The organism is Clostridium sp. UBA5119 (assembly GCF_002414285.1).
Classification (GTDB): Bacteria; Bacillota; Clostridia; order Clostridiales; family Clostridiaceae; genus Clostridium_J; species Clostridium_J sulfidigenes.
In genome coordinates this window covers 35,938-56,837 of sequence record NZ_DHYX01000013.1, presented here as the reverse complement: position 1 = coordinate 56,837, position 20,900 = coordinate 35,938, and the positions used below count along the sequence as shown (strand labels likewise).

20 protein-coding genes (1 of these 20 running past the window's edge) are annotated in these 20,900 nt (G+C 28.6%); 16 read left to right on the top strand and 4 right to left on the bottom strand.

Features of this window, described 5'->3' with window-relative positions; translation table 11 throughout:
- Positions 1-286: 286 nt before the first annotated feature.
- From B2671_RS01675 to B2671_RS01660, 4 genes are all read left to right on the top strand, one after another.
- The gene (locus B2671_RS01675) at positions 287-925 is read left to right on the top strand and encodes a hypothetical protein (RefSeq protein WP_346868855.1); all 639 of its coding nucleotides are present in this window, start codon (positions 287-289) and stop codon (positions 923-925) included.
- Positions 926-936: 11 nt separating this feature from the next.
- Positions 937-1,485, top strand: coding sequence for a hemerythrin domain-containing protein (locus tag B2671_RS01670; RefSeq protein WP_346868854.1), 549 nt, complete (start codon positions 937-939; stop codon positions 1,483-1,485).
- A gap of 208 nt (positions 1,486-1,693) precedes the next feature.
- A complete protein-coding gene (gene hcp, locus B2671_RS01665) occupies positions 1,694-3,385 on the top strand; it encodes a hydroxylamine reductase (RefSeq protein ID WP_346868853.1) in 1,692 nt (563 codons plus the stop codon).
- Between the two features lie 193 nt (positions 3,386-3,578).
- Positions 3,579-3,758, top strand: coding sequence for a DUF1858 domain-containing protein (locus B2671_RS01660; protein ID WP_035131910.1), 180 nt, complete (start codon positions 3,579-3,581; stop codon positions 3,756-3,758).
- Positions 3,759-3,846: 88 nt separating this feature from the next.
- On the opposite strand, the gene B2671_RS01655 is transcribed toward B2671_RS01660, so the two are convergent.
- Positions 3,847-5,277 carry a sulfite exporter TauE/SafE family protein gene (locus tag B2671_RS01655; protein WP_346868852.1) on the bottom strand — a complete coding sequence of 477 codons (1,431 nt, stop codon included), beginning with the start codon at positions 5,275-5,277 and terminating at the stop codon, positions 3,847-3,849.
- Between the two features lie 154 nt (positions 5,278-5,431).
- Here B2671_RS01655 and B2671_RS01650 point away from each other — a divergent pair, with 154 nt between their 5' ends.
- Positions 5,432-6,118, top strand: a complete 687-nt coding sequence (locus B2671_RS01650) for a response regulator transcription factor (protein ID WP_346868851.1) — start codon at positions 5,432-5,434, stop codon at positions 6,116-6,118.
- 513 nt (positions 6,119-6,631) lie between these two features.
- Complete coding sequence (locus B2671_RS01645) at positions 6,632-7,507, top strand: sensor histidine kinase (protein WP_346868850.1); 876 nt, start codon at positions 6,632-6,634, stop codon at positions 7,505-7,507.
- An 82-nt stretch (positions 7,508-7,589) separates the two neighbouring features.
- Here the strand turns inward: B2671_RS01645 and B2671_RS01640 are convergent, their stop codons facing one another.
- Positions 7,590-8,123 (bottom strand): DUF6512 family protein, encoded by a 534-nt coding sequence (locus tag B2671_RS01640; RefSeq protein WP_346868849.1) that lies wholly within the window; start codon positions 8,121-8,123, stop codon positions 7,590-7,592.
- 192 nt (positions 8,124-8,315) lie between these two features.
- Here B2671_RS01640 and B2671_RS01635 point away from each other — a divergent pair, with 192 nt between their 5' ends.
- From B2671_RS01635 to B2671_RS01590, 10 genes are all read left to right on the top strand, one after another.
- The gene (locus B2671_RS01635; protein ID WP_346868848.1) at positions 8,316-8,930 is read left to right on the top strand and encodes a superoxide dismutase; all 615 of its coding nucleotides are present in this window, start codon (positions 8,316-8,318) and stop codon (positions 8,928-8,930) included.
- A gap of 383 nt (positions 8,931-9,313) precedes the next feature.
- Complete coding sequence (locus B2671_RS01630) at positions 9,314-9,649, top strand: PadR family transcriptional regulator (RefSeq protein WP_035132636.1); 336 nt, start codon at positions 9,314-9,316, stop codon at positions 9,647-9,649.
- Positions 9,642-10,508: a DUF1700 domain-containing protein gene (locus B2671_RS01625; protein ID WP_346868847.1), complete on the top strand. Its 867-nt coding sequence runs from the start codon at positions 9,642-9,644 to the stop codon at positions 10,506-10,508. Before B2671_RS01630 ends, B2671_RS01625 begins: the two co-directional genes overlap by 8 nt.
- A complete protein-coding gene (locus B2671_RS01620; RefSeq protein WP_346868846.1) occupies positions 10,501-11,595 on the top strand; it encodes a hypothetical protein in 1,095 nt (364 codons plus the stop codon). The genes B2671_RS01625 and B2671_RS01620 overlap by 8 nt, the downstream gene beginning before the upstream one ends.
- A 255-nt stretch (positions 11,596-11,850) precedes the next feature.
- Entirely contained in the window at positions 11,851-12,531 is a 681-nt protein-coding gene (locus B2671_RS01615) for an ABC transporter ATP-binding protein (protein ID WP_346868845.1), read from the top strand.
- A gap of 12 nt (positions 12,532-12,543) precedes the next feature.
- Positions 12,544-15,069: an ABC transporter permease gene (locus B2671_RS01610; protein WP_346868844.1), complete on the top strand. Its 2,526-nt coding sequence runs from the start codon at positions 12,544-12,546 to the stop codon at positions 15,067-15,069.
- 236 nt (positions 15,070-15,305) lie between these two features.
- Positions 15,306-16,004 carry a response regulator transcription factor gene (locus B2671_RS01605; protein ID WP_346868843.1) on the top strand — a complete coding sequence of 233 codons (699 nt, stop codon included), beginning with the start codon at positions 15,306-15,308 and terminating at the stop codon, positions 16,002-16,004.
- A gap of 9 nt (positions 16,005-16,013) precedes the next feature.
- Positions 16,014-17,297, top strand: a complete 1,284-nt coding sequence (locus B2671_RS01600; RefSeq protein ID WP_346868842.1) for a HAMP domain-containing sensor histidine kinase — start codon at positions 16,014-16,016, stop codon at positions 17,295-17,297.
- A gap of 218 nt (positions 17,298-17,515) precedes the next feature.
- Complete coding sequence (locus B2671_RS01595) at positions 17,516-18,901, top strand: DNA recombination protein RmuC (RefSeq protein WP_346868841.1); 1,386 nt, start codon at positions 17,516-17,518, stop codon at positions 18,899-18,901.
- Positions 18,902-19,049: 148 nt separating this feature from the next.
- Positions 19,050-19,952 (top strand): GGDEF domain-containing protein, encoded by a 903-nt coding sequence (locus B2671_RS01590; RefSeq protein ID WP_346868840.1) that lies wholly within the window; start codon positions 19,050-19,052, stop codon positions 19,950-19,952.
- 123 nt (positions 19,953-20,075) lie between these two features.
- Here B2671_RS01590 and B2671_RS01585 read toward each other — a convergent pair whose 3' ends face one another.
- Together B2671_RS01585 and B2671_RS01580 are read right to left on the bottom strand one after the other, a co-directional pair.
- Positions 20,076-20,786: a glycerophosphodiester phosphodiesterase gene (locus tag B2671_RS01585; RefSeq protein ID WP_346868839.1), complete on the bottom strand. Its 711-nt coding sequence runs from the start codon at positions 20,784-20,786 to the stop codon at positions 20,076-20,078.
- Positions 20,787-20,876: 90 nt separating this feature from the next.
- On the bottom strand, positions 20,877-20,900 hold the end of the coding sequence (locus B2671_RS01580; protein WP_346868838.1) for a hypothetical protein. Its footprint extends 114 nt past the window's final position; only the last 24 of its 138 coding nucleotides appear in the window; its start codon lies off the right edge, out of view — the gene reads right to left on this strand; it ends in the stop codon at positions 20,877-20,879.

Here is a 20,900-nt window from a genome sequence, read left to right as displayed (position 1 = left end):
ATTATAAGCTGGTATATCATAAAAAGTTTTGATATATTGGCTTTTAATTTGTTTTGGTAACCAATGTTACCGAATTTATAAAGATATTAATATAAACTCATAGATGTAGAGATTAATAAAATATAATCTGCTTATAAAGGTTAATATAAATTAAGCAGGTTAAAATATATTTAACTAACGGATTATGATTTACAAACATATTGAAATTATGTCTATAAAGTAATTTCAATATAGAAGATAAACATGATTTGAGTTTTAAAATTATTTAAATGTAGGAGGAGAAAATATGAGTTTATATCTTGGAAAAGTACATTATTGGTTATTTAACAAAATATTATGGTTTGAAGGATTAGAGGAAGAAATAATTAATCTAGCTAAGGAAGAGGGACTAGATGTATCTTCATTAGCTAAGGAGATTAATGAAAATCATGGAGAAAAACTGCCAAATCTTCCTTTAGAAGAAATGATAGATACAAGTAATATCCATGGGTGGCTACAAGGAAAAATACATTCAGCAGAGGGAAGAATGGCAGCTTGGACAACTAAATTACTAAATAGTAATGAAAAAGTTAAGGCTAAATTAGAAAATATTTATATTCATCAAGGAATGAAAGCAGCTAAGGAAGTTAAAGAAAAATTAGATCCAGCAAGTAATGCTATGGATATATATGATAGAATAAATGACTATATATTAGATGGAATGCCATGTGATAGAGTGAATGAGGTTCTAGTGTCTACGGAAGATATGGTACAGTGGAGTAGAAGAATTTGTGTTCATAAGGACATATGGAATAGAGAATCTGGAGATGTTTCTTATTTCTATAGCTTAAGAGGTCTATGGATTAAGGCCTTTGTTAATGAAGTTAATGGTAACTATGAATACGAGGAATTAGGAGATGGAACTCAAATCATTAAAAGAAAGTAGGAGGAGAAAAGATGAATGCTATAGATTTAATGATGGAAGAGCATAAGTATATTAAACGTATGCTTACTGTAGTTAGAAAAGCTACTTACAAATCTCTAGAAGAAAAGAATGTAAATTATGAAGATTTCTATAAGATGATAGATTTCATTAGAAATTATGCAGATGCACATCACCATAAAAAAGAAGAAGTAATTCTTTTTAATAAGATGGTGGAGGAGCTTGGACTTATTGCAGAGAAGACTGTGAAATATGGTATGCTTGTAGAACATGATTTGGGAAGACTTTATATTACAGGACTAAGTGAAGCACTTGAAAATTTAAAAGCAGGTAATAAAGAAGCTATATTAGATGTTATTGCTAATGCCATTTCTTATACTCATCTTTTAGAAAGGCATATAGACAAAGAAGATAATGTAATATATAAATTTGCTACTAGAGAATTAAAGCAAGAAATCATTGAAATGGTAAATGCAGAGTGTGTTGAATTTGAAGATGCAAATACTGAAATTATGAAAAAATATACTTCAATATTAGAGGAGTTAGAGAAAAAATATCTTTAATATTTGGAATGATGAACTTTAAGTACATGAGAGTTTGTGCTTAAAGTTCATTTTATTTATTTTTATTGATATCTAAATTTTATTTACATATTTAAATACATATTCTTTTGAATTTTGGTAACGAATGTTACCGAATATTGTTTTATACTTTAGTATACTTTAACTTGTGAAAACCAATAATAACAATTTAATAGGAGATGAGAAATTTATGTCAATGTTTTGTTATCAATGTCAAGAGACAGCAGGATGTAAAGGCTGTACTATAAAGGGTGTTTGTGGTAAAGATGAGCAAGTTGCAAAGGCTCAAGATTTATTAGTATATGTAACTAAAGGATTAGCTATCGTAAGTAATGAAGGAAGAAAAGTAAATGTTATTGATAGTGTAGTAGATAAATATATTACAGAAAATTTATTTATTACTATTACTAATGCTAACTTCCATAGAGATGCTATTTTAAATAGAGTAAAAGAAACTTTAAAATTAAGAGAAACTTTAAAAAGAAAAGTTGTTAGTGCTGGTGGACAAGTTGGAGAAGTAAAAATAACTGGAGGCTTCTTTAAAAAGATATTTGGTCTACAAAAGAAAGAAATAGTAATGGCAGATGCAGTAGCTTGGACAGCAGATAATACTATAGAATTTGATACTAAAGCTGAAAAAGTTGGAGTGCTTGCTACTGAAAATGAAGATATTAGAAGTCTAAGAGAACTTATAACTTATGGATTAAAAGGATTATCAGCATACATGAAGCATGCTATGAACCTAAAATATAATGAGAGAGAAATTCATGAATTTATGGCTAAGGCATTAGCTGCAACTTTAGATGATAGTTTAACTGTTGATGATTTAATAGCACTTGCATTAGAAGCAGGAAAATATGGAGTAGATGGTATGGCATTATTAGATAAAGCCAATACTGAAACCTATGGGCATCCAGAAATAACAACTGTAGATATTGGAGTTAGAAAAAATCCAGGAATATTAATTTCAGGACATGATTTAAAGGATCTAGAGATGTTGTTAGAGCAGACAGAAGGAACAGGGGTAGATGTTTATACTCATGGTGAAATGTTACCAGCTCACTATTATCCATTCTTTAAGAAANNAGGAAACTATGGAAATGCATGGTGGAAGCAAAAGGAAGAGTTTGAAAAGTTCAATGGTCCAATTCTTATGACTACAAACTGTATAGTAATTCCAGATAAGTCTTATAAGAATAGATTATTTACAACTGGTGCAACTGGAATGCCAGGATGTGCACATATAGAAGCTAATATAGATGGAGTAAAAGATTTTTCTAAGATTATAGAAATGGCTAAAAAGTGTAAAGCACCTACAGAAATTGAAAAGGGTCAAATAGTTGGTGGATTTGCTCACAATCAAGTATTAGCTTTGGCTGATAAGGTTGTGGAGGCTGTTAAAACTGGAGCTATAAAAAGATTCTTTGTTATGGCTGGTTGTGATGGAAGAGCCAAATCAAGAAACTACTATACTGAATTTGCTGAAAAACTACCAAAGGATACAGTTATCTTAACAGCAGGTTGTGCAAAGTATAAGTATAATAAATTAAACCTAGGAGATATTGGAGGAATTCCAAGAGTTCTAGATGCAGGACAATGTAATGATTCCTATTCATTAGTTGTTATAGCTCTAAAACTTAAAGAAGTCTTTGGGTTAGATGATGTAAACGCCCTACCAATATCATATAATATCGCATGGTATGAGCAAAAAGCAGTAATAGTATTATTATCACTATTATACTTAGGGGTTAAAAATATTCATCTAGGACCAACATTACCAGCATTCTTATCACCAAATGTTGCTAAAGTTCTTGTAGATAACTTTGGTATTGGTGGAATAACTAATGTAGAAGATGATATGAAAATGTTCATGGAAAGCTAGAATTACAAGTAATGAAGTATTCAAAGGTAAATGGAGTTTACCTTTGAATACTTTTTTTAAAAAAATTTTCTATTATGTAACCTATGTTACCGAATATAGCAGAGCGTTTTAGTATACTTTAACTTGTAAGAGATACTAATAGTTTTAAATTATTAGTTATAAATAAAAATTCAAATTATAGGAGGAAAAGAATATGATAAATAAAGATATGACAATAGGTGAAGTTATAAGAATGAAAGAAGGAGCTCCTGAAATTTTAATGAGTTTTGGTATGGGTTGCGTAGGTTGCCCATCAGCTCAAGCAGAAACTCTTGCAGAAGCTGCTATAGTTCATGGATTAGACATAGAGAAATTATTAGCTGCATTAAATTAGTTTTAAAGAGTTATTTAAAATTAAATATTATATAAAATGCATATAAAAAAGAANNTTAAAGGAAAATTTCCTTAATACTTCTTTTTTATTAATGGCAAGAAAAACCACCATTAAAAAATTGGTTATTAGAATCACTAGAAGGATAATAAAATTCACTATCTATATCATTTTGTATAGTAGAATCATTTATAGAATTTAAATCATTCACTACCTTTATTGTTCCTCTAAGCATGCCCATCCAACAGCTATAGTTTATGTCCCCAGCGTCTGGAGTAAATTCTATTACATTTTCTCCAGAGGATAAATTCTTTTCAATATTCATAGATGGAATAACAATTTTATTATTACAGAAGTTAATACTTTCACCATCAATTATAAACTCTGTAGGAATTCCCTTTTGAATATAAACTACATTTGGAGTATATCCTTGATTATTAGCTGCAATCCTTATAACTTGCTTTCCGTTAGAAATTGTTGCTTTACTAGCTGAAGATTTATCGGATATAGTTGTATTATTATTTCCACCTAAAGATAAGGAATTAGGCATTAAATTAACTCCTATTAAAGACAAGCCACGATTAGCCATAATAATACCTAAAATTATGATAATACCACCACTGTATTTAATTAATCTTTTGGAATTTTTTTGACTAAGTACATTAGCAATAGCTCCAAAGCCTAGCATTAAAGGAATTGTACCTAGGGCAAAGAAAAACATTGAAGTCGCACCAGCTATGACACTTCCAGAAGCTAGAGCATAAAGCTGCATTGTCTGTAGGGGACCACAAGGCATAAACCCATTTAAAAATCCTACTATAAGAGGGTTTCTAAATTTTTTCTGGGAGTTACAGTTACTCCAAGGAAGCTTTATAGAAAATTTTCTAAGGGCTTTAAAACCATATAAGTTTAAACCCATAATTACCATAAATAAACCTGCAACTATTGCTATGAAGCCTTGAACTCCAAAGGAAAGAGAAAAAGCTTTACCAATACCACCTACGATACCACCTAAAACCGTATAAGAAATTAAACGGCCTAAATTATACATAAGTCCAGGTTTAAATTTGTTTTTTTCAGGTACAATAGAAGATGTAATACTTTGGGACATCATTATTCCACCACACATACCCACACAGTGTAGAGATGTGAAAACACCAATGGTAAATAGAGCAATGTAACTAACTTTACTACTTAAAGCAGATGACATATCGAATAGGCCAGTACCTTTGCCAAGGCGTATCATAAGTAAAGCTATAAGGACTATTCCCATAATGGGTAAAAATTCTGAGGTACTCTTTTTCTTATCACTAGTAACTTTGTAGCCGGATTTTTCAATGGTAGAAACTATGGTAGAATAGGGTACTTTCTCAGCATCATATTCTACATGGACAGTTCCCTTAGTATAGTTTGCTTTTACACTTGTAACTCCTGAAAGTTTTTTTAAATGTCTTATTATAGTATTCTCACAGGAAGTACATACCATATTATCAATATTTAGAGTTATGGATTTATTAGACAAAATTATCACCTCATACATAATTTTAAGATAGTAGCTAAAGTATATATTTAAGTTGTGTAGATTTTATGGAGGAATTCTACATAGAATCTTCATAATGATTTATTATAATTAGGAAGTATATTATAATAAGTTTTAAATTAATGGAGGAGTATAGATGCAAGTGGATATACTTATTGTAGAAGATGAAGTTAAAATTTTAGAAGTTTTGGAAGCATATCTAAAGAAAGCTGGCTATGGTGTTATAACAGCAATTAATGGAAGTGAAGCTATATATAAATATAAACAATACAATCCTAAATTGATAATACTAGATCTAATGTTACCAGATATATCAGGAGAAAAAATTTGTGAAATCATAAGAAAGGAATCAGAGGTTCCTATAATAATGTTAACAGCCAAGGTAGAGGAAGAAAGCATCTTGAAGTGTTTTTCTCTAGGGACTGATGATTATATAACAAAACCATTTAGCCCTAAGCAGGTAGTGGCTAGAGTAAATGCAGTGTTAAAAAGAGCATTGAATTATAAACAGGATAATATTTTATCCTTTAATAAGGGAGACCTAGTTATAAACTTAGATACTTATGAGGTAAGACAAGGTAATAATTTAGTAGAATTAACTCCTTCGGAGTTCAAGATACTTTTAGCTTTATGTGAAAGTCCAAAGAAAGTATTCTCTAGAGGAGAACTTCTTGATCGAGCTCTAGGGGATGATAGTGATGTTTATGATAGAATAATAGATTCTCATATTAAGAATTTAAGAAGTAAGATAGAGGAAAATAGTAAAAATCCTAAATATATATTAACAGTTCACGGCATTGGATATAAGTTTGGTGGTGAATAATTCGATGAAATTGAAACATAGGCTTACTTTGATTTTTTTATTATTTTCTATGACAATTATTCTTTTAATTAGTTTTTCATCTCATATATTTATGAAGAAAAACTTTAATAGATATCTAGAGGATATTATACGAGGAAGAAAAAAATCACTGATTAAAGATATAAGTAATACTTATAAAAATGGACAATGGGATAATAAAAATATAGAAAACATAGGGATTGAAGCTATAAATAATGGATTTATTATAAGCATAAAAGATATTTCAGATAATGTAATATGGAGTGCTAAAACTCATAATAGTAGTATGTGTGAGGCAATGATGAGTAGGATGGGTTACAATATGAGCATTGTAAATCCAGGATATAAAGGTGATTATACTGAGGAAGTATATAATTTGAAAATAGATGAAAAATATGCGGGGATTCTTGAAATAGGCTATTATGGTCCCCTTTATTATAATGATTCTGATGTGATTTTTTTTAAAATNNAACCTTAGATAATATATTAATTTTTGTGGGGACTTTTTCTTTAGGTATCTCCATATTTATAGGAATTTTAATTTCTACTTCAATAAGCAAACCTATAGGAAGCGTAGTTAAAGCCACAAATTCTATAGTTACAGGCAAATATAAAAATAAAATTAAAGAGGAAAGCAATATAAAAGAAATTAATGAAATGATTAGTTCAGTAAATACTTTGGCTTTTAGTTTAGATGAAGAGGAAAAGATAAGAAAAACCATGACTAAGGATATCTCCCATGAACTTAGGACTCCGTTAACTACCATGCAAGGACAACTGGAGGCATTAATAGATGGAATTTGGGAGCCTACAGAAGAAAGGCTGCAAAGTATTCATGAGGAAGTACGAAGATTAAGTAGGTTAGTTGGTTCCTTAGAGCATCTTTCTAGATACGAAAGTGAAGATTTGATTTTAAATAAAAATGAAGTTGATATAAAGGAACTAGTAGAAATGATTCTAATTAATTTTGAAAAGGAACTTCATGATAAAAATATCAGTTTGAACAATAAACTAGAAACTTTTATTATAAATGTAGATAGAGATAAAATTACTCAAGGGTTAATAAACATCATTTCAAATGGAATAAAATATACTGAGCAAGGGGGAATAATTGAAATTACCTGTGATGAAGGAAAAAATATAGCAATAATACACATAAGGGATAGTGGAATAGGAATTTCTAAAGAGCATTTACCTTATATCTTTCAGCGATTTTACAGGGCTGATGAATCAAGAACTAGAGTTACAGGAGGAGCTGGTATAGGCCTTACCATATCTAAGGCAATAATAGAAGCTCATGGAGGAAATATAAAAGTTAAAAGTGAAGTTAATGAAGGAACGGAATTTATAATAGAATTACCTAAGGTATAATAAATTTTAAAATGACTATATTAAATATTAACATTTAGTTAATTTTGATATAGTCATTTTTAATAATATTTATTGTGAAAGTTTAATTCTTGATACCATAGGAATTAGATACGGTACAATAAAATATAGGTAATTTCGGTGGACAATAAGTAAATAGGTAAAATATGAATGTAGCCCCAACTAGCATAATAATGGCTATCTTATTCATTATTGGTGGAAATTCAGGTAGTAACATTAAGTTATAACTTACTAATAGTCCTATTAGAATACTAACTTCAAAGATAATTAAATCTTTAAGTAGTGAGTGATGGACATTCTTTTTAAGCGTTTCATAATAAATAACTAACATTGAAATTGTTGTAATATAAGCGCTTAGAGTCTTTGCAAAGAGAAAATTATTTGCATATTTACCTACGAAAAAATATTCTATAATAGCAAAGATTAGAGGAGACCAAAAGGTAAGCTTACAGTGTTCCCATATGCTTTCATTAACGGCAAAGATACCAGAAGTAAAAGATAACTTGTTTGTTGCTTCATAGCCAAAATGTATTAATGCACCTATTAGGAAAATCATGATTGCACCAATGCATTCCCACATTAATAGTGTGGATTTCATAAAATATCTCTCCTTAATTATTGATTTTTAAAATAAATTTGCACATATTAATGTATATGAAATGTTAATGAATAATATATTAAATAATTTATAATAATAAATTGTAAGTAAAAATTTTTATTAGTGCTTATATGTATGAAAAGTGGTAAAATATAAGCATATGATATAAATGGAAAGGATAGGTGAATTAAAATGACATATGATAAAATTAAATTACCTTATGAATATAATGAGCTAGAGCCACACATTGATGCTTTAACAGTAGAAACTCACTACGGCAAACATTTACAAACATACGTAAATAATCTTAACAAATTACTTGAAGGACATGAAGCTCTTACTGAAGGTAAAACTTTAGAACAATTGTTAGAGAATTTAGATAGTATTCCAAATGAAATTCGTCAAGGAGTTATTAATCAAGGTGGAGGAGTGGCAAACCACAACTTTTACTTTAGTATTTTAACACCAGGAGGAAAAGGTGAACCAAAGGGAGAATTACTTGAAAAAATTAATAAAGCCTTTGGAAGTGTTGCAAATATGAAAGAAGCTGTTTCTAAAGCTGCTATTGGACAATTTGGTTCAGGATATGGATGGCTAGTTTTAAATAGTGATGGTGAGCTAGAAGTTATGGCTACTTTAAATCAGGAATCTCCTTTAAGTAAAGGTAGAAAACCACTTGTAACAATCGACGTTTGGGAACATGCTTATTATTTAAAATATAAGAATGTAAGACCAGATTACGTTAATAGTATTTGGAACTTATTTAACTGGGATAAGATTCAAGAAGTATATGAAAGCTATAAATAATTTAGTTTAACATTGTATAACCAAGGCTTAAAGCCTTGGTTATTTTAATATAAAGAGGTTGTACACTAATTAGAATATAGCAGTTAAATATATTTATAAAATCTTTATGTTTTATTTATGATATTTTTAATATGTACCTATTGTGTATAACACGATACTATGATAACATAAGAATGTAAGGGTACTATGTAAAACGTAGTACCAAATTTAAAAGGGACTACTATGTTTTACATAGTTAAGTTGCTAAAGTTTTAGAAGGTTTGTGTAATACACAGTAACTTCTATATTTTTTAAGACACTATTGTGTTTTACATAGTATAAGGATAGTTAAAATATATACAAAGAAAAGTATGTTATTAAAACTTAATAAAGGAGGTTTAGATATGAGTACACAACTCAGAAAAGGTGTAATTGAAATCTGTGTTCTCACACTTATAAATGACAGAGATATGTATGGGTATGAAATTGTAGAAAATATTTCAAGAGTTATGTCAGTAAAGGAAAGCACTATATATCCATTATTACGAAGACTTACTACAGAAGGAAATTTTGAAACCTATATGGTGAAGTCAGAAGGTGGCCCAGATAGAAAATACTATAGGATTACAGACTATGGAAAAGGTAATTTAAGTACTTTAGTTAAAGAATGGGATGAGTTTGTAAGGGATGTAAATTTAATATTAGGATGTTATAGGAAGGAGAATAAGAATAATGACTAAAAATGATTTTTTAGATATACTTAGAGATTACTTAAAGGGAGCTTTTAGTGAACTTGAGATAAATGATATATTAAGGGACTATGAAGAATTTTTCTTAAATGGAGAATTGCAGGGAAAGAGTGATGAGGAGATTATAAAAACATTAGGTTCTCCTAAGAGCATTGCAAAAGAATTAACTGAAGAGATGAAGGGACAAGGCAAATCTACAAGTAGTAGCAATAGTGAACTTAAAGATAAAGTTTCTAAGGACGCTAAAAATATTTGGAAAAACGTAAAGAGACAAGGGAAAAAGGCAGGTAATAAGACTAAGGAATTTTTAGATTCCAATTCAGTAATTAACGGAAAGATATCTTCTGCTGGAGTAAAATTAATAATAGTTGTTATAAGTGTTTTATTATTTTTCCCAGCGTTAACAATAGTTATATCTATGATAACCAGTGGTTTAGGACTTGTTGGAATGTCAATTGCAAACTTTATAGGTTATCTAGGAGCTGCCTTCCTTTGCGGAATTGATATATCTATGGGAGTATTTGGATTCTTTGTTTGTATAGCATGGACTGGATTTATTATTTTATGTTGGATCTTGTACTGTCTAGTATATAAAGGATTAAAATACCTAGTAGTTCAGTATATATCTTGGGTTAAAACTAGAAATATGTATGTAAGAGTTAAAAATCAACAAGAAAATGCTGAAGGTAATGAGAAGAATACTGAAAGTGCCACTGAAAAAAATGAAGAGGTAGAAGAAATTTCTGTAGAAGATAAGGCTTACGAAGAAAAGCCTATATTTACAGAAGTTATAGATGTAGATTATAAAGAAGAAAATAAAGATGATAAGGAGGAAAAAATTAATGAATAGATGGAAAAAATCTCTTATTGTGGCTGGAGTGTTTCTTGCAGTAGGAATTACAGGATCTATTGTAAGTGGAGCATATATGATGCCTAAAATTGCAAATGAAGTTTATAGAGTTCAAAGAGAAATAATAAATGCAACTCCTTCGGAAAGAGAAGTATTCGTAACAGATAAACAAGTTGATGTTGTTGATATTTCATCATTAGAAAATAAAGGGTATAATGTAGAAATTAAATCTTCATCAGATAAAAATACAAGGGTTAAGGTACTAGAATATATAGAAAATGATATGAAGGTACAAACTTCCTATGATGCCAATACAAAGGGTCTTAAAGTTGTAGGAGACAGAACTATGTATAATTTTTTTGAAGCAAAAAATATAAGGGGATTTTTTGAAAAATCTTATGATGCAATTATTTACACACTTATGGAAGAAAAAAATAATAATGCTCAAATTGTTATAGAAGTTCCAGTGGGAGTAGACATTAATTTTAATAGTAATTATTATACAAACCTAACAATAAAGGATAGTAAAGTTTTGAAAGATACATTGATTTTTACAAGCCCTAGAGGGGGATATGTAAATTTGCCACATAATAATACTCTTAAAAATATTAATATTAAAACTAGCAATTATCTAGAAATAGACTTAAGAGAATTTATAAATGCTGAAAATGTTAAAATAGATTGTAATAATGCTAGGGTATATTCAGGAGGTACTTATAAGGATTATGGAGAAGGAAAAGTGCTACCTAATAATGTTACCATCAATGCTAATTATATAAATATAGAAGCCTACATGCCAATAGGAAAAAATGTTATATTAGTTGGAAGGGATGTAGAGTATACCACTGATTTTGACAATTATGCTATGAAGGTTAATTTAAAAGATAATCATGGAGGAAGAGTATACTTTGATGGAGCTGATCTAGGTAATGAAGAAAACTTTAATTCAGTAAATTCAAATAGTAGTTATGAAGGGTATATAGGGAGAGGAAAAAAGAAGGATTTTCAATTAAGTGTATCTGGATATGATATATGTGAATTTGAACATTCATCTACTACTGATTTAGGAATGGAGTTATATAATTAACTTTTAGAATTGGAAGAGTGTAGTTAAATTTGTTTAATGACAATTTAGCTACACTCTTTCTTATATGACTAAAATGTAAGAAAACTATTAATTGTGTAAGGTAAGGTTTATGGTGAAAAAATAGTTAAATATATATAATGATATTTGTAAAGAGAAGTTCAGTGATTAATATAACCTTAATCTAAATACTATTGAGGCTAAGAGTTAAATTATTGTAACTACAAAATTTTAATATAGATTGAAGGAGAATTATGTATGGAGATTTTAAGAGTTGAAAACTTAAAGAAGTATTATGGAGAAGGAAATAGTCAGGTTCGTGCTTTAGATGATACTAGCTTTAGCATTGATAAAGGACAATTTGTAGCTATAGTAGGAGCTTCAGGTTCTGGAAAGTCTACATTACTTCATTTAATTGGAGGATTAGATATACCTACTAGCGGAAAAGTATTTATAAATGATATAGACATATACAAGCAAAATGAAACTGGTCTTAGTATCTTTAGAAGAAGAAATATAGGATTTATATTTCAATTCTTCAATTTAATGCCTATTCTCGATGTAGAAGAAAATATATCTTTACCTGCCCTTCTTGATAGTGAGAAGGTAGATAAAAAATATTTAGATGAAATTATATCTATGATCGGTCTTGAGGATAGAAGAAAACATATTCCATCAGAGCTTTCAGGAGGTCAGCAACAAAGAGTGTCAATAGCAAGAGCGCTTATAAATAAGCCATCTATAATTCTTGCAGATGAGCCAACGGGTAATTTGGATAGTAAGAATTCTAAGGAAGTTATAGAGCTTTTAAAGGTTACGGCTAGAAAGTATAATCAAACTCTAATACTTATAACTCACGATAGGAATGTGGCTGAACAAGCAGATAGAGTTATAACTTTAAGTGATGGAAAAATTGAAAGTGATAAAACTATGGCATAGGGGGAAGAAACATTGATTAATAGTTATAAAGCTTTAAGTGGAAAATACTTAAAGGATAATAAAAAAAGGACAATATTAACTATAATAGGAATAATATTGTCAGTAGCACTTATAACATCAATATGTACTTTTATATTAACAGTGCAGAATTCTATGATTGAAAATTCAAAGAAAAGTATAGGGGCATTTCATGTTGCTATAACTAATGTATCTGAAGATGAAATAAATAAGATTCAAACTAATATAAATGTTAATAGTTTAGGGGTTATGATTAGTAAAAACGCTGTTCCATTTATAAAGGATAAAAACATTGAACTTAACTATTTAAATGAAGCTGCATTTAAACTTATGAATATAAATTTAGAAGAAGGCCAATTACCTAGGAGTAATAATCAAGTTGTTATTGAAAGATGGATTCTTAGATATTTTGATGAAGAAGTTAAAGTAGGTGATATAATTAAAATACAAGATGAAGATGGAGATGAAAAAGATTATACCTTATCTGGAATAGCTAAAGATGATTGGCGAAATCAAAGTGAAGGAATATCAAAGGCTTATTTAATAAAGAATGATAGTAATGTGAAAGAAGATTCCACATTATTAGTTGAAATTAAGGATGAAGCTGATAAACAAGAAGTGATTAAGGAAGTATCTAATCTTGTTAGTAGTAAAAGTGAAGTAATACAAAATAAAGATTTACTAAGACTTATAGGGGAGTCCAGTAATGCTGATATGAATAAATCTCTATTTATGATAGTTTTCATTGTTATAGGAATTGTTGTTTTGGCTACAGTGGTGGTTATTTATAATGCTTTCCATATTAGCATAGCAGAAAGAATGAAGCAGTTTGGATTGTTAAGAGCTATTGGAACTACTAAAAAACAAATTATGAATTTAGTAATTAGAGAAGCATCTATTATGATATTTATAGGTATTCCTCTTGGAGTATTCTTTGGAATAGTGGCTGTATATTGTATTGCATTTACCTTTAATAAGATGTCAGGATTGGGTGAGTTTTCAAACCTTAAAGTAGTAACATCACCATTTGTACTATTATTAAGTAGTGGTATAGGAGCAGCAACTATATATGTTTCAGCTTATCTACCAGCTAGAAGTGCCGGTAAGATTTCGCCATTAATAGCTATAAGTAGTCAATCTTTAATTAAGAAAGAAAAGAGAAATAGGAGTGGTAAATTTTTAGGAAAGTTATTCAAAATAGATACAGCCATGGCTCTAAAAAATGTTAAGAGAAATAAAAGAAGATTTTATATCACTGTATTATCTATGGCTATAAGTGTAACCCTATTTGTAGCTTTTATGAGCTTTGCTAAGTTCTCAGATAATTTTTCTGAGAAGGTTACTGAAGATAATGACATTGCATTTACCATTTATGATAATGGTAATACTGAAAAACTAGATGCTATAAATAATAAATTAATTGAAGAAGTAAGAAATATTTCAGGGGTAAGTGAAGTCTATAAACATTATAATTTCATATTAACTCAAGGATTTGTTGAGGATTATGCTATACCTAAAGAAGTAAGACAGTGGGCAGCAGAAAATAGGGATGAAGATTTATTCAAGAGTAAAGTTGATGGAAAAAACAAATCGAAAATTAGTGTTGTATTTCAAGCCTATGAAGATAATAAGTTAAATGTGGCTAAGAAATATATTAAGGAAGGAAGCATTGATAATCTTAAGGATGGAGAAGTAATTATAGTTAGAGAAACAACATTCTTTGGAGATAAGAGAAGTCTTATTGCACCTATGGCTAAACTTAAAGTAGGAGATGAGATACTAATTAGTGATGTGGAATATTCAGATGGACAAGAGAACTTTAATAGTAAGGAGCTTAAGAAGGTTAAGGTAGTAGCAATTATGGATGTTCAGCCTTTTAGTGATTTAGATTATCAAGGAGTATTAAATGTTATAGGAAGTAAGAATACTGTTAAGAATATAATAGAAGGCAATCAGCAGCAGATGAAAAATTTTAAAGTTACAGATATGGGAATAAAAATTAAAGATGAAAGTTATTTAGATAAAATAGATAAATCGCTAAAAAAGATAGAAAATACTAATGCAGGAATTGGCTATTATAATAAAATAGAATCTGCTAAAAGTGAAAAGGCGTATAAATTGCAAATGAGTATATTGCTTATGGGATTTATAATAGTAATAACGTTAATAAGTGCAGTAAACATTGTAAATACGGTAACTACAAATATTCTTCTTAGAAATAAGGAAATAGCAGCTTTAAAAGCTATAGGGATGACAAGGAAACAAGTGAGAAAAATGATAACCTTTGAAGGTGTATTATTTGGACTATACGGAGGAATTATTGGTTCAGTAGCAGGTACTATACTAGCATATATACTATATAACCCTATGTCAAATATTAGGGATTTTAAATTCACATTACCATGGAATAGTATTATTATTTCTATTGTAGCTGTAATTATTATGGGATATGTTTCAGCATTAATACCTCTTAGAAAATTAAGTAAACAAAATATTATTGATAGTATAAGAGGTGAGTAAATAATATAGACCTATTATTAAATAAAACAGTTATTTTAAAATAAGAATAAGAAATAGATAAAACAAAAATCCAAGGAAATATTCTTTGGATTTTTGTTTTAATATAATTATAACCTAGGCTTTTTAAAATTCCTATAATGTTATATGATTTTAATGATAAAATTAAGTTATAAATGCAAGTTTTAAAGTAGTGTTAATAAATAATTTGAAAATTTGTTTATGGAGGAGGTTATGTAATGAATAGAATTTTATTAGTTGAAGATGATGAGGCATTAGCTTTAGGAGTAGAATATACCCTTCAAGAAGAAGAGTATCAGGTTTTTAGAGTGGGCTCTATAGAGAATGGAAAAGAAAAATTTAATAATGATGAGTTTGATTTAATACTTCTAGATATAAATTTACCTGATGGAAGTGGATATGACTTTTGCAAATACGTGAAGGAAAAGAAGGACACACCTATAATATTTTTAACTGCTTTAGATGAAGAAGTAAATATAATTTTGGGATTAGATATAGGTGGTGATGACTATATAACAAAACCTTTTAGAGTAAAGGAGTTATTATCAAGAATCCGTGTAGTTTTAAGAAGAGTTGGAAAAGGTGATAATAATATAACAACTTTAAGGTCAGGGGATATAATTATTAACACGTCTAGTGCAGAGGTATCCAAGGGTAATGAAAAGATATCATTAACAGCAAAGGAATATAGACTTCTTTTAGCATTTCTACAGAGTCCAGAAATATTACTTAGCAAGGATCATATATTAAAGGAATTATTTGGTGAAGAAGGAGCATATGTAGAGGAAAATACTCTTTCAGTCTATATAAAAAGACTTAGAGAAAAAATAGAAGATAATCCTAGTAAGCCAGAATATGTTATAACGAAAAGAGGACTAGGCTATATGTGGGTAAAAGAAGTTGTTAATGGAAAGTAGGAGAAATTAATGAAAGAGCTTATAAATCCAGAATTAAAAAAGAGTTCTATAGTGTTATTATTTATAATTATAATATTTATATTTATCGTTAATATGTGGATTACTTTTTATTTTAATAACATAAAGAGTCAATATATAGATGGCAGGGCTGCAATGTTATCTACAATGGTAGAAAAATTCCCTAATCTTGAAGCGGATTTAGTAGAGGCAGCCTTTAAAGTGCCAACAAAGGAAGAGATAAAATTAGGAGAAAAAATTATAGATAATTATGGCTATAAAGACAATATGAATATAATGTATATAGATGGAATAAATGAAGCTTTTAAAAATAGTAAATTTATATTTATAATTATAGGTAGTACATTTGGAGGTTTACTAATATTATTAAATTATATTCAGTATAGAGGTATATATAGTCGAGTAAGAAATTTGACAAGAGCCTCAAAGGAAATACTAGAAGAAAACTATGATGTAAATCTTTATGAAGAGAAGGAAGGAGATTTTGCAAAACTTTCCTATGGATTTAAAAATATGAGACAAGTTTTACAAAGTCAGATGGTAGATTTAAAAAAAGAAAAGGAGTTTCTAGTAAATATATTATCAGACATATCTCATCAATTAAAAACACCGCTATCTGCCCTTATTATTTATAATGATATTTTAAGTAATAAGAAAATTAGTGAAGAAAATAGGGAAAAATTCTTACATAATAGTAAGACACAATTAAATCGTATGGATTGGCTTATAAAAAGTATATTGAAGCTAGCAAAGGTAGATGCAAGAGCAATTGAATTTAACATGAAGGAAAATAGCTTAGTTAATACTATTTATGAAGTTATAGACAATGTTGCAATGATGGCAGCAGAAAATAAAGTTAATATAGTGTTTGAAAGTAATATGTATGAAGAAACGTTAATAAGTAATAAAGAAGAGATTAACAAAAAAAATAAAAATAAGTTTATGTTTAATTATGATGAGAAATGGTTAGGAGAAGCGTTGATTAATATAGTTAAGAATGGTGTAGAACATAGTTATAATGGTGAAATTCATATAGAGCTTGAAGAAAACCCTATAAATACAAAAATTGTAATAAGGGATAATGGGGTGGGAATTAGTGAAAAGGATCTTCATAATATTTTTAAGAGATTTTATAAAGGGGGAAAATCTGAGTCTGTTGGAATTGGATTATCTCTTAGTAAATCAATTATTGAAGCCCAAGGAGGATATATAGAAGTTAAAAGTGAAGTGGACATAGGTACTGAGTTTAAAATTGTACTTATGAAAAGTATATAACATAAATTAAATAGATAGTAAAAAACATTGAAGAGTTTAATAGTTTAATCTATTTGTAATTTTATACTGAAAAATGATATAATGACCAAGGGAACATATTTTCATGTTTCTTATTTTACCTTAAATATAAGGCTAAATAGATAAAATTTTCTATTTAGCCTTTAAATGGTATTTGAGAGTAATATTCTTATATAAATTTTAAGATTGGGGATAAGGTAATGGAAATTTTATTGGTTATTGTAATTATATTGTTAATTATAAATATATATTTTACTTTAAAATTAAAGGATTCTAGAAGCAGAATGCATAAGGGCAGTACAGGTGATATTGAGAGTTCAATTTTACATATAGAACAAAGAGTAGGAGATATAGATAAAAGTGTTGATAAATTAGAAAAAGCCTTTAGAGATGAAATCTCTAGAAATAGGGAAGAATCTCGTAAAGGTGAAAAAGAAGCTAGAATTGAGTTGAATCTTCAAATACAGAGGTTAAGTGAAGCTATTTTAGGTAGAATGAGTGAAATAGCAAATTTTCAAAAGAATCAACTAGATACATATTCTAATACTATAGAAAAATCACTTAAATCCTTTGAAAATCAATTTTCTAAAAGTGTTAATGAGTTTAACGATCTTCAAAAGGAAAAATTTAATGATTTATCCCAAAAACAGGGTGAGTTGCTTAAATCTACTGAGGATAAGTTAGAAAAAATGAGGGAAACTGTGGATGAAAAGTTACAAAGTACATTAGAGAAAAGATTAGGAGAATCCTTTAAGTTGGTAAGTGAAAGATTGGAAGTTGTGCATAAAGGACTAGGAGAAATGCAAACCTTAGCTATGGGAGTAGGAGATTTAAAAAAAGTTCTTTCTAATGTTAAGACTAGAGGAACCTTAGGAGAAATTCAATTGGGAAGAATTTTAGATCAAATTCTTACTAAAGAACAGTACGATATAAATGTAGTAACTAAGAAAGGATCTAGAGATAATGTGGAATTTGCAATAAGACTTCCAGGTAAGGATAAAACCTCTGATGTAGTATACCTTCCTGTAGATTCAAAGTTTCCTTTGGATGTATACCATAATTTAGTGGATGCCTATGATACAGGAGACCAAAGTTTAATAGAAGAAGGTTATAAAAAGTTAGAAACAGCCATAAAGAAATCAGCTAAGGATATTAGAGATAAATATATAGACCCACCTTACACCACTGATTTTGCAATTATGTTTTTACCAATAGAAGGTCTTTATGCAGAGGTAGTTAAAAGGACTAATTTGGTTGAAATTCTTCAAAGAGAATATAAGATAAATATAACGGGCCCAACAACTTTAGCAGCACTTTTAAATAGTTTACAGATGGGGTTTAGGACTCTTGCAATTGAAAAAAGATCAAGTGAAGTTTGGAATGTACTTGGAGCAGTTAAAACAGAGTTTGGAAAATTTGAAGAGGTACTTAAAGCTACACAGAAAAAGTTAAATCAAGCAAGTACAGATTTAGATAAGCTTGTAGGTACAAGGACTAAGCAGATTAATAAAAAACTTATGAGTGTAGAAAGTTTTACAAATGATGTATCAGAGAAATATATAGATGTACTTCCTATAGATGAATAGTTAAATAGAAGTATATTCTAGATCATTTTTTCAAAATATATATTAAAGATATTTTAGAATTACATGTAGAGATGTACTTTATTACAGTTGAAAAATAAAAAATACAGAACAAATGAAGCCATATTTTAAACAAGGAGGTTTTTGAAGTATGGATATAATGGATGATGTGAAAGAGCGACTTTCAATCTTTAAAAATATATATGATGTGATAAGAATAATTAATCCCAATAATAATAAAATTTTATCAACAGATATCAATACTATAAATACTGATACACACTGTTATGAGTTATGGGATAAGAAGGGCATATGTGAAAATTGTATTTCTAAAAAGGCATATGAAAGTAATGAAACTGTAGTAAAAATAGAGTATAACAAAAACAGGATTTTTCTAGTTATGGCTTCTCCTATAAATATTGGCAAGGAAACCTATATAGTTGAATTAGTGAAGGATATATCAAAAGGGGGAGCTATTATAGATAGGGAGAAGGAATATGCAGAATCTATTGAGAAGTTTTTGAAAAACATACAAGAAACTACACTAATAGATGATCTTACAGGTGTATATAATAGAAGGTACATAAGAGAGCGATTAGAAGTTGATGTTGAGAAATCTATAAGGGAAAAAAAATCTATGTCTGTTATAATGGCAGATATAGATTATTTTAAGGAAATTAATGATACCTATGGTCATATAGTTGGAGATAATGTATTAAGGGACTTTACGAGAATTGCTTCAAAATATATTAGAAGTAATGGAAGTGATTGGATTGGACGTTATGGTGGAGAAGAATTTTTAATAGTTTTAAATGACACGGATGAAGATAAAGCAGAAATTATTGCAGAAAGAATTAGGAAGAATTTAGAGGAAACAACCCTTGAACATAAAGGAAATAAGTTTAGTATAACATGTAGTTTCGGAGTATATGGATTTAGAGATTTACATATGAATACCGAAGATATAATACATAGAGCAGATATAAACCTTTATGAGGCTAAGGAAAAGGGGAGAAATACTACCGTTGTTAATAAAAATAGGTTAAGAGATTAATAAAATCATAAAAAGTTTATGATTATTATTTTATATTACATAACAAAAAAAGATATGAATTTATTAAATAAAATGTTAATAAATCCATATCTTTTTATTGAAAGTTTTAAAAATTAAACTATACTAAGAGTGAATAAATTTCTCTATGTTATCGGTAAAGATACCATCACATCCAATTTTATCAAGGTGATTGGCTATAAATGGTTTATTTACGGTGTAGGTAAATACTTTTAAATTATTATTATGAGCCAATTTGATTAAAGGCTCATTTACTAAATAAACATTAGAATTTAAAGAATAAGCACCTAGATTTTTAGCATAGGCAATTATATTATCAATTTTTCTATCAATTAGCACACCTAATTTTATATTTTTATCTATGGATTTACATATTTCAAGGGAAGTGTGATTAAAACTAGAAAGTAATACATGGTTTTCAATACCATAGTTTTTTATTAAATCAATCACGTCTTTTTCTATATTTTTATAGTGAGTAACATCAGTTTTAAGTTCTATATTTATAAAGATTTTACTAGGTTTAAGTAACTCTAAGACCTGGTATAAAATTGGAATCTTGCATAACTTGTTATTTTCATAATTAATATTTCTAGATTTTAAGGAACTAATTTCTTCGAGGGTTAAGTCTTTTATAAGTCCCTTACCTTGAAAGGTTCTTGCAACATTTTCATCATGGATAACTACTAGTTTATTATCCTTTGTTTTATGAACATCTAGTTCAATAGCTTTTGCACCAGCAATTATAGCCTTATGAAAAGCAAGCAAAGTATTCTCAGGATAATTTTTGCTAGCACCTCTATGAGCAAAATAAATCATAATTTATACACCTCCGTATATAAATATATTACTACAGTTAAACAAAGGTGTTAATATGTGATATGAAGTAAAATAATATATTAAAATATATTAAAAAAGTAATGGGGAATTTCC

What these genes read in the sequence shown, in the direction of transcription:
- B2671_RS01675 (WP_346868855.1), top strand. Translation starts at nt 287, where the DNA reads ATGAGTTTATATCTTGGAAAAGTACATTATTGGTTATTTAACAAAATA.
- B2671_RS01670 (WP_346868854.1), top strand. Translation starts at nt 937, where the DNA reads ATGAATGCTATAGATTTAATGATGGAAGAGCATAAGTATATTAAACGT.
- B2671_RS01660 (WP_035131910.1), top strand. Translation starts at nt 3,579, where the DNA reads ATGATAAATAAAGATATGACAATAGGTGAAGTTATAAGAATGAAAGAA.
- B2671_RS01650 (WP_346868851.1), top strand. Translation starts at nt 5,432, where the DNA reads ATGCAAGTGGATATACTTATTGTAGAAGATGAAGTTAAAATTTTAGAA.
- B2671_RS01640 (WP_346868849.1), bottom strand. Translation starts at nt 8,123, where the DNA reads ATGAAATCCACACTATTAATGTGGGAATGCATTGGTGCAATCATGATT.
- B2671_RS01635 (WP_346868848.1), top strand. Translation starts at nt 8,316, where the DNA reads ATGACATATGATAAAATTAAATTACCTTATGAATATAATGAGCTAGAG.
- B2671_RS01630 (WP_035132636.1), top strand. Translation starts at nt 9,314, where the DNA reads ATGAGTACACAACTCAGAAAAGGTGTAATTGAAATCTGTGTTCTCACA.
- B2671_RS01625 (WP_346868847.1), top strand. Translation starts at nt 9,642, where the DNA reads ATGACTAAAAATGATTTTTTAGATATACTTAGAGATTACTTAAAGGGA.
- B2671_RS01620 (WP_346868846.1), top strand. Translation starts at nt 10,501, where the DNA reads ATGAATAGATGGAAAAAATCTCTTATTGTGGCTGGAGTGTTTCTTGCA.
- B2671_RS01615 (WP_346868845.1), top strand. Translation starts at nt 11,851, where the DNA reads ATGGAGATTTTAAGAGTTGAAAACTTAAAGAAGTATTATGGAGAAGGA.
- B2671_RS01605 (WP_346868843.1), top strand. Translation starts at nt 15,306, where the DNA reads ATGAATAGAATTTTATTAGTTGAAGATGATGAGGCATTAGCTTTAGGA.
- B2671_RS01600 (WP_346868842.1), top strand. Translation starts at nt 16,014, where the DNA reads ATGAAAGAGCTTATAAATCCAGAATTAAAAAAGAGTTCTATAGTGTTA.
- B2671_RS01595 (WP_346868841.1), top strand. Translation starts at nt 17,516, where the DNA reads ATGGAAATTTTATTGGTTATTGTAATTATATTGTTAATTATAAATATA.
- B2671_RS01590 (WP_346868840.1), top strand. Translation starts at nt 19,050, where the DNA reads ATGGATATAATGGATGATGTGAAAGAGCGACTTTCAATCTTTAAAAAT.
- B2671_RS01585 (WP_346868839.1), bottom strand. Translation starts at nt 20,786, where the DNA reads ATGATTTATTTTGCTCATAGAGGTGCTAGCAAAAATTATCCTGAGAAT.